The sequence below is a fragment of the Zongyangia sp. genome (genome assembly GCF_965361945.1).
Map to the genome: position 1 here is coordinate 1 of NZ_CBDTOK010000153.1, position 14,310 is coordinate 14,310.

Genomic DNA, 14,310 nt, shown 5'->3' on the forward strand with positions numbered 1-14,310 from the left:
GATTTCTTTGACCAGAGGATATCTCGGATTGGTGGTGGTGCACTGGTCCTCAAAGGCACGGTAAGAGAGTTTTTCTACCCCGGCCATAAAAATCTTTTCATCAACACCACAATCCTTGATGCAGCTGGGTATATTCAGCTCAGCAATGAGATCCTTTACCGCTTTGATCAGGCTCTCTACTCCCTCTTCGGTAGTACCGCAGGGCAGGCCAAGGAATCTCGCGACTCTGGCATATTTTTTGTCAGCAACAAACTTTCCATATTTGGGCCAGGTCGCAAACTTGGTAGGCTTGCTGGCATTGTAAGCGATGACATAGGGCAAGAGCACTGCATTGGCACGGCCGTGAGGAATATGATATTCCCCGCCTAGCTTGTGGGCCATGGAGTGGTTCAGTCCCAAAAAGGCGTTGGTAAAGGCAAGTCCCGCAATACAGGAAGCGTTGTGCATTTTCTCCCTTGCCTCAAAATCGGTAGCGCCGTTCTTATACGCCCTGGGCAGGTACTGGAAGACCATCTCAATAGCCTGCAATGCCAAACCGTCAGTATAATCCGAAGCGAGAACGGAGACATAAGCTTCCAGTGCATGGGTCAAAACGTCCAAACCGGTATCTGCTGTTGCAGATTTGGGAAGGCTCATGACAAACTGGGGGTCGATGATCGCCACATCCGGGGTCAGCTCATAGTCAGCCAATGGATATTTAATGTTGCCATTCTGTTTGTCGGTGATAACAGAAAAAGAGGTGACCTCGGATCCGGTACCGGAGGTGGTGGGGATGCAGACCAGCTGCGCTTTCTCTCCCAATTTCGGAAAGTGATAGGTTCTCTTCCGGATATCCAGGAATTTCAGCCTCAGCCCACCAAAGTCCGTTTCTGGGTGTTCATAGAACAGCCACATGCCTTTGGCGGCATCCATGGCGGATCCGCCGCCGAGGGCAATGATGACATCGGGCTGGAAGCTGTTCATTGCAGCAACACCGCGCATAATGGTCTCCACAGAGGGATCCGGCTCAACTTCAGAGAATATTTCCGCATGGCAGTACTCTGTCCGCTTGCGGAGATAATAGAGTATTTTATCCACATTCCCCAGCTTCACCATCATCGGATCGGTGACAATGAACGCTCTGGAGATATTGGGCATCTTTTCGAGATACTGGATAGAATCGTTCTCAAAGTAAATCTTGGGTGGAATTTTAAACCACTGCATATTCACTCTCCTCTTGGCAACGCGTTTTTTGTTGATCAAATTGACAGAGGAAACGTTAGAGGTGGTAGAGTTCCTTCCGAAAGAGCCACAGCCCAGGGTCAAAGACGGGGTATTGGTGTTATAGATATCGCCGATGGCGCCCTGGGAAGAGGGAGAGTTGGTGATAACACGTCCCACCTTCATCTCTTCACCGTAGCGTTTGCACAGCGCAGGATCATTGGAGTGGATGACAGCGGAATGGCCCAAACCGCCAAATTCCAGCATCTTCTTGGCCATCGCAAAACCCTCTTCGCTGTTTTTGACCACAAAGTATGCCAACACTGGAGAAAGCTTTTCTCTGGAAAGGGGATAATCGGGTCCCACATCCTCCAATCGGGCCAACAGGATCTTGGTTTTCTCCGGGACCTTCACTCCGGCCTGTTCCGCAATCCACCAGGCGGGTTTTCCAACCACCACGGGATTCACGGCGCCTTTCTCAGAATTAATCACAAAATCACTTATTTTCTTGGTCTCTTCTGGATTAAGAAAGTAGCAATCGTAATAGGTCATGATCTTCTCAAACTCAGGAGCGATCTCTTCATCTACAATAGCCGCCTGCTCAGAAGCACAGATCATTCCATTATCAAATGTTTTGGATAGAATTAAATCATTACAGGCCCGGGCTACATCCACAGATTTTTCAATGTAGCAGGGAACATTTCCAGGTCCAACACCTAAGGCCGGTTTTCCTGCGGAATAGGCACTTTTTACCATGCCAGCACCACCAGTAGCCAAGATCATGGAAACTCCCGGATGATTCATCAGCGCGTTGGTTGCCTCAATGGAGGGAAACTCAATCCACTGTATGCAGTTTTCAGGGGCGCCATGTGCCACTGCCGCATCACGGAGTACCTTTGCGGCCGCAACAGAGCACTTCTGTGCAGATGGATGAAATCCAAAAATAATCGGGTTACGGGTTTTTGCACAGATTAAGGATTTGAACATCGTTGTGGAAGTGGGATTGGTCACCGGTGTGACTCCAGCAACAACGCCTACAGGCTCCGCTACCTCCACATAACCTTCCATTTCATTTTCATCAACAATGCCCACCGTTTTCTGGTACTTTATGTCATGCCAGATATACTCGGTAGAAAAAATATTTTTGATGACCTTGTCCTCGAATACACCGCGTCCGGTCTCGTCAACCGCCAATTTCGCTAATTCCTGGTGATGATCCAATCCCGCCAAAGCCATAGCGTGGACCGCTTCATCCACCTGTTCCTGGTCCATCTGCATATACTGTTCAAGAGCGACATTCGCTTTGGCAACTAGTTGGTCAATCATTTGTTTTATGTCAACTTGCAGATTCTCCCGTGACGTTTTTTTCTCAGCCATGTTCTTGTCCTCCTAAATTAACAGTGTTGTGATTGTTTTCTTGAGATTGTTAATTTAATAACAATCTTTGCAGTTTCATTATACAAGATTGTTATTTTTTTGTCAATATATTTTTGACTCTATTTAGATAAATATGCATTTCTATCAAAAAAATACGCCCGCTCAACTGCGGGCGTATTTTTATAACAATCAATAGATAATGTTGCTTTCAATCAGCACTACGGACAAGATCACATTGAACAAGACACTACAGACCAAAAAGCCGATGCGTGCCTTTTTATTCTTAATATTTTTAGACGAAATATAGAGAAGCAACGTAGACAATGCCAAGCCGATAACATCAATGCCGATAAATATCTCATTATAATTTAAAGGGCACCAAGGATGGATCCATTGAGCCAATGGAAGGCTCATAATATGAAAAAGGGGCAGGACACAAAGGGGCAAAACCGTAAAAGCGTACTGGTTTTTATGGGCTTTCAAGTAGACTACACAAATTGCCAAGACTATTAAAATTACCGACCAGCATTCGACCTGCATCCATCTCCCCCCTTTATACCAATACTTTATTTCTTATGCGAAGCAGCCGTCAAATATGTCCTGGGCTCCTGAGGAATCCCCTGCCACAACCAGTGCATAGTAATTGCCTTGGTGAAGGATTGCGCAATTCTCCAGCTTTGGCATTTCCTCCGGAACATAATCTACAAAACCGTCTTTTTGATCCTGTACACGACTGTCGATTGCGTCTTCCAGAGCCTGTGCGTCTCCGCCTTCTTTGAGCTTGAATACAGCTACTTCTTCAGGCGTGGCGCCAGAAGAGCTAACATACACGGTGTATTCTTCCAGATCGTCCGCATTAATTTCATCATACTGGGTGGTCATCCTATCGCCCTCCAGCTGGATCAACTCATCGTCAAAGGCAATGCCATCCAGAAGCTTTTGAGCAATATCCGCTGTAGCTGGTTGTTTCCCTGTGCCATCATTGCTATTTGAGCCGCAACCCGCGAAAACAGCCATGACGAGCAAGCATGTCACCATGAGTAAAGTGATTGTTTTTTTCATTTTCTTCATCCTCCATTACTGTACTGTATGTGTTTTTAAATAATCAAACCATTTTTGGTAATACTCAGCTCCAAAATGCATACCATCTTTTGGACTGGCATCGTCAGGTAATGCCCCTGTATCGTCTTTGAATGCCTCGGCTACATTGACATAATAAACTTGCTTGTCCTTTGTCATTGACAGAATTGCTGCATTATAATCATCAATCTTGGAATTTGCCATTTCGGGCTTTTCATCTTCGTATTTCTGTGTCACCGGAAGAACAGACTGGATATAGATCTTTGCATTAGGATATGTCTGCTTGATTACATCCACCAATCGGCTGTAATCACTAATAAACTGATCTTTATTTAGCCAACCAAGGCCATTGGCTCCCAGCATGACATACACTTTCTGAGGCTGATAGTCCTTTAGCGCGTCGACTACGGTTACCTCATTGCCCGAGGCATCTTTTACCACTGCTTTGGTAAAAATCGTCTGCGGATTTAGACCGCGGTCCGCCAATACGGTGGCGTTATCCATCATCTGATACAATTCGATTCCCTGGGAAATAGAATCTCCGATGAATAGGGCATCATCAAAATATTCTGATTTGACCCTTGAGCTTTCTGGAATTGGTTCGCCAAACACTACTTGATCCGCCGTAACAACTGTTTCTAAGTTGCTGCTGGATTCTGTGCTCTGTTGACTATTGCTAGAAGCTGATTCACTATCACTGGTTATAGAAGAACTGCTGCTCTCCTTACTTTCAATGACAGCCGGCAGACTGCTGCTACTTGAAGAGTTAGACTGTGCCAAGAGTTGCTTTCCCTTTTCCTGTTGGTGCTGCCACACAAGGGCAATACCCGCCGCTAAGATGATAGCTAGTAATAGAAATAATAAAATGGGGACCGCATCCGAAAAGTTCTTTCTTCCTCTATTAATATAAACAGGCTTTTTATATGCCATGAGTTAAATCCATCCTTTTATTTCGATTGGACAAACGTCCATTATTTTTGCAAATTCATTTTCTCCACAGAAAATCCTCTATGGAACTTATCTAAATCCTACAGATGTTCTTATTATACTATAAATAACCAATTATTTCATCATATTTAAAGAACAAAATTTGAAAATTCCGTTTCGGATGAAATATGGACCTGTAATATATTACCATAATATATATAATTTTCAAAATAATTTTCATTTCAAGTAGATTTATCTAAGACTTGACGGAATTTCACAGAATTATTATAATAGTATAGCAATCTATCTGCTACTGTGGCTCAGTCGGTAGAGCAGCTGATTCGTAATCAGCAGGTCACCGGTTCGAATCCGGTCAGTAGCTCCATCAGGCTGAGCCTGGACGCAATCCGCGTTCCGGGCTCAGTTTTTCATTTTGCCTTTTCACTCGCGTTTTCAGTGGATATCTATTTTGTCAACACTTCCTACACCTGCGGTGAGCAATTCGCGCTCCAGGCCCGGCTCTTTATTTTGCCGTTTCTCCCTCCTTTTGAACTGGAATCTTTTTGCCACACAATCACTGATTAAACCTGGATACATTGTTTTTCAGATTCGTCTTTTGTTTTTGCATACACAATCAAAAAAGCGCTTGGAATTAGACAATTCTAAGCGCTTTTTTACACAGAGTTATAAAAAGGAAACCATTCCTTCTATGATTACTGGCCGGCAAATTCCTTGCCCCAACTTTTGCATGTTTCTAATCCTGCCTCATCCGGCGTCTCGTTGAGGATAAGTCCCTCACCCTGGAAAAGTACAGCGCCGGCATCTGTCACTCTATCCTGCCAATTTCTCATCCATTCACCATCTCCCCATCCATAGGAGCCAAAAAGCATAACTTTCTTTCCAGAAAGAGAGTCCTCAAGCGCGGTAAAAAACGGCTCAAACTCCTCCTCTTCCAAAACTTCTGCCCCCATGGCTGGGCAGCCTAACGCCAGCAAATCATAAACAGCAGCTTGTTCCGGCGCAATTTCAGATACGGTAAACAGCTCCGCTTCCGCGCCTGCCTGTACTGCACCCTCCATGATGGCCTGGGCCATCATCTGGGTATTTCCTGTCTGGGACCAATAAATCACTGCCATTTTGCTCATTATTTTTCTTCCTTTCTATATTAAAGAATGTTTATGCGTATCTGCATGCCTCTTTCGAGACATATTCAGAATGCGCACCACAAAATACCCTTATAATTGAATCTCCCTGTTCTACCCGTCTGTAGATTGCTTTCCTACAGCGGTCATATCGTTCAAATAGCCGCTTTGCCTTTTCCGGATTTGCATACACCTTCCAATGCCCGCACAACAGATAATCCTTGCCCTGTTTTTCCTGGAATCCCAATACATCCTCAATGGGATATCCTAAAAACAGTCCAATTTCATGAGGAAATCCACCGCAGGAACTAAGACGTTTTTTAAGGTGGGTAATCCAACCATTTACACCTTCCTGTAAAGGATATCCCGTCTGTTGAAGTATGATCCGGATGTTGTTTCCTTGTAGACTTTTTTCCAACATCTCTCTACGGAAAACCAGAAGTAACCAGTGGTCTTTGCATCTGCACATAATTTCAAATTGCAGCCCACATTGGCCTAGAAAATAGTTGTATTTCTGGATCTGATCGTTGAGATCGGGATAGGCGGCTTGATCTAGTGAGAGAAGGTTCGCCGGCTTAATTCCTGCCAAAGTAGGTCCACAATGAAACGCTAACAGGTGATCCAAAGTATGGTTCATTCATTCCTCCATAAGTTAGTTTTAGCTAACTATATGCTAAAAAATAAAGAGCTATGCTCCTTTGATCTTCTATCCAGCAGTAGTTTCACAGCGACAATGGTTGCTCAGCAGTTCCTTCAGCGCACAAGCACTGCTGCTGTGGCAGCGGGCAACAACAGAATTTTTTCGATTGGCTTCCTGCAAAGCACAACCAACCATCTTATGAGACACAGTGTTGGTAAAAAGGACCATAAGATCCGGACAGCCAATCTGCTTTTTAAAATCCGCAGGCATCTTTGTAAATACTTTAGCTTTGCATCCAAATTTTTTACAAATCTGTTTGTACTGGCATTCCATCCGTTCATTGCCGCCAATGATGACAATGCTCACTTTCACTCCTCCTATCATATTTAGTTAGCAATCGCTAACTAAACGATATCATATAACTTTTTTCTTGTCAATCCTATTTTTCTAGCAAACGAATACAAAATCTCTTTCTGAAAGGTCCATCACCGAAAAACTTTGACAGATTTTCTATTTCTCTTCTTTTTCCTTTCGATATAAAATATGTGCTTTCAGGCATTCAAAGGTCTCATCACTGATATCATGTTCAATACGACAGGCGTCCTGAGCCGCGGTCTCCTCCGACACTCCCAAAGTCACCAACCATTCCGTCATCAGCCGGTGACGTTCATAGATGCGTTGTGCAATCTCCAGCCCTGATTGTGTCAGTTCTATCCATCCATCTTTATCAATGGTGATATAGCCATTGTCTTTGAGAAGGTTCACGGCTCGGCTGATACTAGGCTTAGAAAAATTCATATAATGGACGATATCAATCGAGCGTACCACTCCTTTCTTCTCTTTGAGGATCAGTATGGTTTCTAGGTAGTTCTCTGCTGATTCTTGAATTTTCATTGTTCTTATTCCTTCTTTATTGAATTATAGGTTTCACCTTTCTGACATTCTATACAAAAATTTTGATACCAATATGATTACAATTTTATCATACTGTCACAATCATCGCAAGATGCAAAAGCTTTTTCTTAATTATTGACCAAAAAATTCTTTCCAACCCTTGACAAAATGAGTTAGCCGATGTAAACTTATTTCCGGAATGAGGTTAGTCATCGCTTACCTCAACTTTAGTTAACAGTTAGTTGTTCCTAACTTTTAAAAGGAGGGTGATTTTTAGTTATGCCGTTAACAATGGCTGCCTCAGGAGAAAGAAACACAGTCAAAAAGATCAACGGTAAGGATGAAGTCCGCCGTTTTCTTGAAAGCCTGGGTTTTGTTGAAGGCGGAGACGTCACTGTTGTCTCCCAAATCGGTGGTAACTTGATTGTCAATGTGAAAGACACGAGAGTTGCGTTGAGTAAAAGTATGGCGAATCGCATCATGATTTGAGAGATGCCGGCCTTCCATTATAACTGAATGAAAGAGGGGATACTGATGAAAACGCTGAAACAGACAAAATGCGGAGAAACTGTGACCGTCAAAAAACTGGGTGGCGAAGGTGCTCTCAAACGCCGAATTATGGATATGGGCATTACCAAAGGCACCTCCATTTTTGTCCGCAAAGTAGCTCCGTTGGGTGACCCGGTGGAAATTACCGTTCGCGGCTATGAACTTTCCATTCGGAAAGGCGACGCAGAGAACATTATCGTTGAATGATTGCAGCGGGATCTTTCCCGCAATTTTTTCAGATTTGAGGTTAGCTTCTTCTAACCATCAGCAAAGGAATGGAGCCAGCAGATACTGCTGAAGGAGGTAAAGAAATGTCGATAAAAATCGCGCTTGCAGGCAATCCCAACTGCGGCAAGACCACCATGTTTAACGACCTAACCGGAGCCAATCAGTTTGTTGGAAACTGGCCAGGCGTTACTGTTGAAAAGAAAGAGGGCAAGCTAAAAGGCCATAAGGATGTCGTTATTACCGATCTTCCTGGCATTTATTCCCTCTCCCCCTACACATTGGAAGAGGTCGTCTCCCGGAATTATATCATTAACGAGAAACCGGATGTTATTCTCAACCTGGTGGATGCTTCCAATATTGAGCGCAACCTGTATCTGACCACCCAGTTGTTGGAAATGGGGATTCCGGTTGTCATTGCCCTCAACATGATAGATATTGTTGAGAAAAACGGCGACCAGATTGATGTAAAAAAACTTTCCGCCGCTCTTGGATGCGATGTTATTGAGACTTCCGCTATCAAAGGACGTGGTTCTAAGCAGGCCGCCGAGCGGGCCGTAGCCATTGCCAAAGAGCATCGTAAGACTCCACATCAGCATACTTTCGATTCTAAGGTAGAGGATGCTCTGATAAGTATTGAAAATCTGCTGAGCGGTCAGGTTCCTAACGATGCAATCCGCTGGTTTGCAGTAAAAATGTTCGAGCGGGATGAAAAGGTGTTGGAAGAATTAACCCTCTCCGCTGACACCAAAGCACAGATTGAAGAAATCATCACTGCTTGCGAACAGTCCGAAGATGATGATAGTGAAAGCATCATCACCAACGAACGGTATAATTATGTGGCTAAACTGATTAAAAACTGCGTACATAAGAAAAAAGTTGGGATGACCACTTCGGACAAAATCGATCAGATCGTCACAAACCGCTGGCTGGCTCTGCCCATCTTCGCCGTTGTGATGTTCATCGTTTACTATATTTCTGTCACAACCATCGGCGACATTGTCACCGCGTTTACCAATGACACCCTCTTTGGCGAATGGATCAGTCCTACCGTCGAAGGCTGGCTGACCGCCATTGGTACCGCCGACTGGCTGGTGGGCTTGATCGTAGAAGGTATTGTCGGCGGCGTTGGCGCTGTTTTGGGATTTGTTCCTCAGATGCTGGTCCTCTTCCTCATGCTTTGCCTCCTCGAAGAGTGCGGTTATATGGCGCGTGTCGCTTTTATTATGGACCGTATTTTCCGCCGTTTCGGATTGTCCGGCAAGTCCTTTATCCCCATGCTGATCGGTTCCGGCTGCGGTGTTCCCGGCGTTATGGCATCCCGTACCATCGAACAGGACCGGGACCGCAAAATGACCATTATGACCACCACCTTTATCCCCTGTGGCGCTAAAATGCCCATTGTCGCCCTCATCGCAGGCGCGGTCTTTGGCGGTGCCTGGTGGGTTGCTCCTTCGGCCTATTTTATCGGTGTTGCAGCTATTATCGTTTCCGGTATTATCCTAAAGAAAACAAAACGCTTTGCTGGTGAGCCCGCACCTTTCGTTATGGAACTTCCCGCCTACCATGTACCCACCGCCGTCAATGTGCTCCGTGGCACCTGGGAACGGGGTTGGTCCTTCATTAAGCGGGCTGGCACTATCATTCTTCTCTCCAGCATTATCATCTGGTTCACCAGTGCTTTCGGTATTGTAGATGGATCTTTCACCATGGTAGAGGATATGGATAAGTCCTTGTTGGCAGCCATCGGCGGCTTTGTGGCTCCTATCTTTGCACCTTTGGGCTTCGGCAACTGGCAGTCCACAGTGGCCACCGTGATGGGCCTAGTGGCAAAGGAAGAAGTGGTTGGTGTATTTGGTGTCCTCTACGGGGTTTCTGGCGATGCTCTGGCTATGGTCGAGGAAGGCGCTTTCGGCGGGCTCTCGGCAATTGCCGTTCACTTCACAGCCCTGTCTGCATACTCCTTCCTGATCTTCAACCTTCTCTGTGCTCCTTGCTTTGCAGCCATAGGCGCCATTAAGCGGGAGATGAACAACGCCGGTTGGACAGTATTCGCCATTGGTTATCAGTGCATCTTCGCTTACACCATCGCACTGATTGTCTATCAGCTGGGGCTTCTTTTCACCGGTAATGGCTTTGGCATTTGGACCTTTATCGCCATCGTTGTGCTTGCCTTGTATGTGTATCTCTTCGTCCGCAAAGGATATCAAGGCAAAGAATCCATTCAGATTCGCAGCACAAAAGCAGTGAGTAAGGTGTAAGCAAATTCAAAGATTGATTTCTTTCCCCGTCATCTGTGACTTGATAGAAAGGATTCTCTATATGGCAACTTTTATCATTGGTGGAGTTCTTGTTGTGATTGTCGCTCTTGTCATCATTTCTATGCGAAAAAGTGCCAAAAGTGGTGGCTGCTCTGGCAGCTGCGGCGGTTGCACCGGTTGTTGCCATGGTCAGCATGAGCAAGTAGCTCCCCACAACCAATCTAAATAACTACTTTCTCCTTATATACTCCCACAGTAACCTCTAAAAAACAGGCGCCATCATAAGACGGCGCCTGTTTTTATACTAGTGCAGATCGAGAAAAGGTAGGACATGTTGGGGCATGACTGGAGAATGCACCACATAGCTTCCATGAGTTTCCCCCTTTAAAATATGCAGCTGGCTTCCCGGAATAGAATGCGCCAAATACTGCGTATGCCGGGTCTTAATCATATCTTTTTCACCCGCCAGCAGGAGAACCGGCAAATTAATAGCTTCCAGCTCCTCTTTGGTAATCTGCGGTTCATCCAGCATCATTTTAAGCTTTGGCTCACGGGTGAAGAGATAAAACAGACGAAATAGCATCTGATATCTTATTTTAAGCCCGGACGGCGTCGCGTTCGCCCCACAGGCAATGAGTCGGGAGATGCGCTCAGGGTACCGAATCGCCAAAAGCAACCCGATAATTCCGCCGTCGCTAAAGCCGCAGATAATTGGTTTTTCCAACTGTAATACCTTGATAAAATCTGCCACGTCTTTTGCCATTTCATCATAGGAAATGGAGGACGTCATCTCACTTTTCCCATGGCATCGGCTATCCAGCGCATAAACCGTATACTGTGAGGAAAAAGCCTCCACAGCCTTATCAAATATCTCATGGGTCTCACCGTTTCCGTGAAGCAAGATGAGAGGAGCTCCCTCCCCCTGCTTTTCATAAAAGATCCGGATACCGTTGGCAAATGCCTCCACTCTGTATTTCCCTCCCTAGTACCATGATATTTATTATTATATCGTTTTCTCCGGCCTTTTGCAAAAACTATAAAAGGATGGGGTGCAGCTCAAGCTGCACCCCATCCTTTTTCATTTAAAGTTGTATAGATAATTTCTTATCTGTCGGTGATATACGATTATTTTTTCCTCCGCCGCAGAACATAGATCGCAGCCGCTGAGATTGCCAAGACTGCCATAGCGGCAGGGATAGCGCTGGCATCACCAGTCTGCGCTGGCAGTTTTCCTGTGTCATCAGAGCTATCAGCATTATTATCCGTGGTATTGCCGCTTCCCTCCGGCCAATCCCAATCAGAACCGCCTACTTGACCCACATTGGAGCCGGGGATATCGCCATCTCCCTCATCGGCCTGACCATTTCCGGTAATCGTCACCTGAATGGGAATGGTCAATTCTACCGGTGTATTATCTTCTGCCAAAGCCAGGGTTCCTGTCGTATCATAGGCACCTGCCTTGGCAAAGTCTACCTTGCTCTCATCCCAACCGGTGAGAATCAACGCCACACGCTCTTCATCAGAATAGATGCCCTGTATTTCTTTGGGCAGTTTTTCGAAGACATCGGCCGGCTGGCTTCCCGCTTCCGCTGTAACTTCCAGTCTCTCCGGCTCCGTCTCTACTAAAACCGGTGCCGCTGTGACGATAATATTGGCCTTAGCGGTAATCTCAGTCCCTTCGATGCTTCCTTCGACTACATAGGTATCCGCCTGAGAAAGATCGACATTGTCCAGGTTCCATGTCACATCAACAGTATCCTCAAGGTTGTTTTCAAATTTTACTGTCACCTGCTGAGGCAGCTGAGCGAGCAGCTCATCTTTGGTTGTGCCATCGCCGGCCACCACATAGACGTCGGGGATCTCCGTCACTACAGCCGCTATGGGGGATTCAGCGGTGACAAAGACATTCTGGAACCGTACTGTAGACTGGTGGACAATGAGCCCCAAAAGGCCGCTGTTGTACTGCTGGGTGGTGTTGGTATCTTCTACATCAGTAAAGATCTGAACGCCTCCAAATTCCACCGAGAATTTGTTGTCTTTGACCGTCAGCACCACATGATAGGTCTGGCCAATCTCCGGCGTCAAACCGGCATCCTCAAAGGTGCAACTGGCTATATCACTGGTGGCACCATTGATATAGGGGAATTCAAAAATCCTAAACTTATCCATGTTTAGGTCAAAGTTAAATACATAGGCACCTGTGGTTTTTCCATTGACTCCCTGAGAGTAAAAGACCAATCCAGGACAACGTCCTGCTTCCAGTGTAATATCAGCTTCCAGTGTAAAGTCACCGTCTACAGAGATCTCGGACATGGCGAAATTGTCACTTCCGCATTCCGCCAGCAATCCGTTTTCGTCTACCTTCCAAATACCGTCGGTGGTCTGCCAGCCGGTCAGGTTGGTGGCAAAGTTCTTGTCAATAACCTTGACGGTGACTTCCTTCTCCAGGCCGCCGGCCACAGTAACCGCTTTGATTTTGTATTCTCCGGGTGCCTCTGCCCGCAGAGTGATGCTGTCCTCGCTTTCGCTGACCTTGGTCAGACCTTCATCATAGGTCCAGGTCACAGCTTTGTTTTCCACGATAGTGGGCAGGACATTGGCGGAAACTGTAAACTCCTCGCCAATATCTGCATCCTCAGGAGCGGTAAGGGAAAGCATGGTCGGATCATCTCCCGGCTGGGGTAGATCGTCCCTGTACATGGACTTCATGTCATAAATCTTCATGGAGTTGATGGTCACATCGCCGCCTGTGGAGAAAAACTCCATTCCAATGCTCTCTTTATCCGGGAAGAAGAGGGTATTCAGAGAGGAATCCCCTTCGTTACCAAAGACATCGATGACAGACCAATCCACCAAAATCCGCAGGCTGACAGTCCCATCATCCTTTTTATACATATCCCAGGATTTCACCGCGTTGAGGGCAGCTCCGGATTTAGATTTATCCACAATCAGCTGATTGGTTACCTGATTAAACTTAACGATCGTTTCTTCTCCCTCACCCTGGCGCAGCTTAAAGCCAAATTCAGTCGCTGTACCAGGAGTAAAGGTAGCCTCAATATCATATTTTTGTCCAGCCACACTGGCCAGAATATTGTCATCCCCCTCGTTGATTGTTACATCTTCATTGATGGAGAAAATAGGCTCTGCGGAGCGCAACTGTTTCACCTCTTCCACCGGATAGAAGCACAGCTTCACCTGGCCGTTCACCGTGCGCAGGCTAGTCTCCAGGGGAAGGGATTGGACACCGTTCCACACCTTGTCAGGCAGGGTGGCCGGAGCTGTGGAATCCCGCATCCAGCTGACGCTGATTCTCCGGTCCTGACCGGTTCCGTCATTGTAGTAACTCTGGGTAGCATACATCTCGGTGACATTATTGGAAATATCAATCCGATTGGTCTCGGAAACAAATTTAAAGGTTCCATCCTCTTTGACCAGTTCGCCCAGAACAAAGAATTTTCCCGCGCCGAAATACACCCATTTGGTATTGCTTTCATCGCCGTCGATGGGCAGTTCAAACATATCCGGGCATTCAGACTCCAGCGGAGTACCATCGGCATAGGTCAGGTCGCTTTCATGCTTCCAGTCGATGAGGTTCTCAGAAGAGAAGATACGAGCCCGTCCGCCTGCTACGATCATCAACCAAATGCCGCCATGCTCATAGCTTGAATCCTCGTACCAGAAAACTTTGGGATCCCGGAATCCACTGCCCCACTGATTTCCTTTGTTGGAGATAACAGGGTTATGTTCATATTTGGTCCAGGTCAATCCATGATCCTTAGAGTAGGCAATGGACTGTTTTTGCCCGCCATAATCCGCTGTATTTCCGCCGGAGTGGGTAAAGATCGCTACCAGTTTGGATTCTCCAGGTTGATTATCCGTAAAGAATCCGGAAGTATTATCTTCATCTACCACCGCGGAACCAGAGTAAATCCGGCCCAACTCGTCCATTTCCATTGCCGTTGGCATCTGTACCCAGTTGACCAAGTCTGTGGACTGAGCATGGCCCCAAGTCTGG

The 14,310-nt window shown here is 46.2% G+C and carries 14 protein-coding genes and 1 tRNA gene; 5 read left to right on the forward strand and 10 right to left on the reverse strand.

The features are described from left to right. The 4 genes from adhE to ACZ25G_RS09620 form a co-directional block, all read right to left on the reverse strand. Positions 1-2,577 (reverse strand): bifunctional acetaldehyde-CoA/alcohol dehydrogenase (gene adhE / locus ACZ25G_RS09605; protein WP_463682300.1); only part of this gene is annotated, 2,577 nt, incomplete at its 3' end. Positions 2,578-2,766: 189 nt separating this feature from the next. After that, entirely contained in the window at positions 2,767-3,117 is a 351-nt protein-coding gene (locus ACZ25G_RS09610; protein WP_191481983.1) for a hypothetical protein, read from the reverse strand. Between the two features lie 33 nt (positions 3,118-3,150). Further along, positions 3,151-3,639: a DUF4358 domain-containing protein gene (locus ACZ25G_RS09615; protein WP_463682301.1), complete on the reverse strand. Its 489-nt coding sequence runs from the start codon at positions 3,637-3,639 to the stop codon at positions 3,151-3,153. A gap of 15 nt (positions 3,640-3,654) precedes the next feature. Then, complete coding sequence (locus tag ACZ25G_RS09620) at positions 3,655-4,587, reverse strand: GDSL-type esterase/lipase family protein (RefSeq protein WP_191481981.1); 933 nt, start codon at positions 4,585-4,587, stop codon at positions 3,655-3,657. A 306-nt stretch (positions 4,588-4,893) separates the two neighbouring features. On the opposite strand from ACZ25G_RS09620, the gene ACZ25G_RS09625 reads away from it, so the two are divergent. Then, positions 4,894-4,969, forward strand: a tRNA-Thr gene (locus ACZ25G_RS09625). A gap of 328 nt (positions 4,970-5,297) precedes the next feature. Here ACZ25G_RS09625 and ACZ25G_RS09630 read toward each other — a convergent pair. The 4 genes from ACZ25G_RS09630 to ACZ25G_RS09645 all read right to left on the reverse strand — a co-directional run bounded on the left by ACZ25G_RS09630 (position 5,298) and on the right by ACZ25G_RS09645 (position 7,260). Then, entirely contained in the window at positions 5,298-5,729 is a 432-nt protein-coding gene (locus ACZ25G_RS09630; RefSeq protein WP_463682302.1) for a flavodoxin, read from the reverse strand. A 31-nt stretch (positions 5,730-5,760) separates the two neighbouring features. Further along, a complete protein-coding gene (locus tag ACZ25G_RS09635) occupies positions 5,761-6,363 on the reverse strand; it encodes a DUF3793 family protein (protein WP_463682303.1) in 603 nt (200 codons plus the stop codon). A 69-nt stretch (positions 6,364-6,432) separates the two neighbouring features. Next, positions 6,433-6,732 (reverse strand): DUF2325 domain-containing protein, encoded by a 300-nt coding sequence (locus tag ACZ25G_RS09640; protein WP_191481978.1) that lies wholly within the window; start codon positions 6,730-6,732, stop codon positions 6,433-6,435. 144 nt (positions 6,733-6,876) lie between these two features. After that, positions 6,877-7,260, reverse strand: coding sequence for an iron dependent repressor, metal binding and dimerization domain protein (locus tag ACZ25G_RS09645; RefSeq protein WP_191481977.1), 384 nt, complete (start codon positions 7,258-7,260; stop codon positions 6,877-6,879). Between the two features lie 279 nt (positions 7,261-7,539). On the opposite strand from ACZ25G_RS09645, the gene ACZ25G_RS09650 reads away from it, so the two are divergent. From ACZ25G_RS09650 to ACZ25G_RS09665, 4 genes are all read left to right on the forward strand, one after another. After that, positions 7,540-7,749, forward strand: coding sequence for a FeoA domain-containing protein (locus tag ACZ25G_RS09650; protein WP_191481976.1), 210 nt, complete (start codon positions 7,540-7,542; stop codon positions 7,747-7,749). 45 nt (positions 7,750-7,794) lie between these two features. Continuing rightward, on the forward strand, positions 7,795-8,016 hold the full coding sequence (locus tag ACZ25G_RS09655) for a FeoA domain-containing protein (RefSeq protein WP_191481975.1): 222 nt from the start codon (positions 7,795-7,797) through the stop codon (positions 8,014-8,016). A 104-nt stretch (positions 8,017-8,120) separates the two neighbouring features. Continuing rightward, positions 8,121-10,295, forward strand: a complete 2,175-nt coding sequence (gene feoB, locus ACZ25G_RS09660; RefSeq protein WP_463682304.1) for a ferrous iron transport protein B — start codon at positions 8,121-8,123, stop codon at positions 10,293-10,295. A 61-nt stretch (positions 10,296-10,356) separates the two neighbouring features. Further along, positions 10,357-10,524, forward strand: coding sequence for a FeoB-associated Cys-rich membrane protein (locus ACZ25G_RS09665; protein WP_463682305.1), 168 nt, complete (start codon positions 10,357-10,359; stop codon positions 10,522-10,524). Positions 10,525-10,599: 75 nt separating this feature from the next. Here ACZ25G_RS09665 and ACZ25G_RS09670 read toward each other — a convergent pair whose 3' ends face one another. Together ACZ25G_RS09670 and ACZ25G_RS09675 are read right to left on the reverse strand one after the other, a co-directional pair. Continuing rightward, positions 10,600-11,262, reverse strand: coding sequence for an alpha/beta fold hydrolase (locus tag ACZ25G_RS09670; RefSeq protein WP_463682306.1), 663 nt, complete (start codon positions 11,260-11,262; stop codon positions 10,600-10,602). 158 nt (positions 11,263-11,420) lie between these two features. Next, on the reverse strand, positions 11,421-14,310 hold a 2,890-nt coding region (locus tag ACZ25G_RS09675), incomplete at its 5' end, for a GH32 C-terminal domain-containing protein (protein ID WP_463682307.1).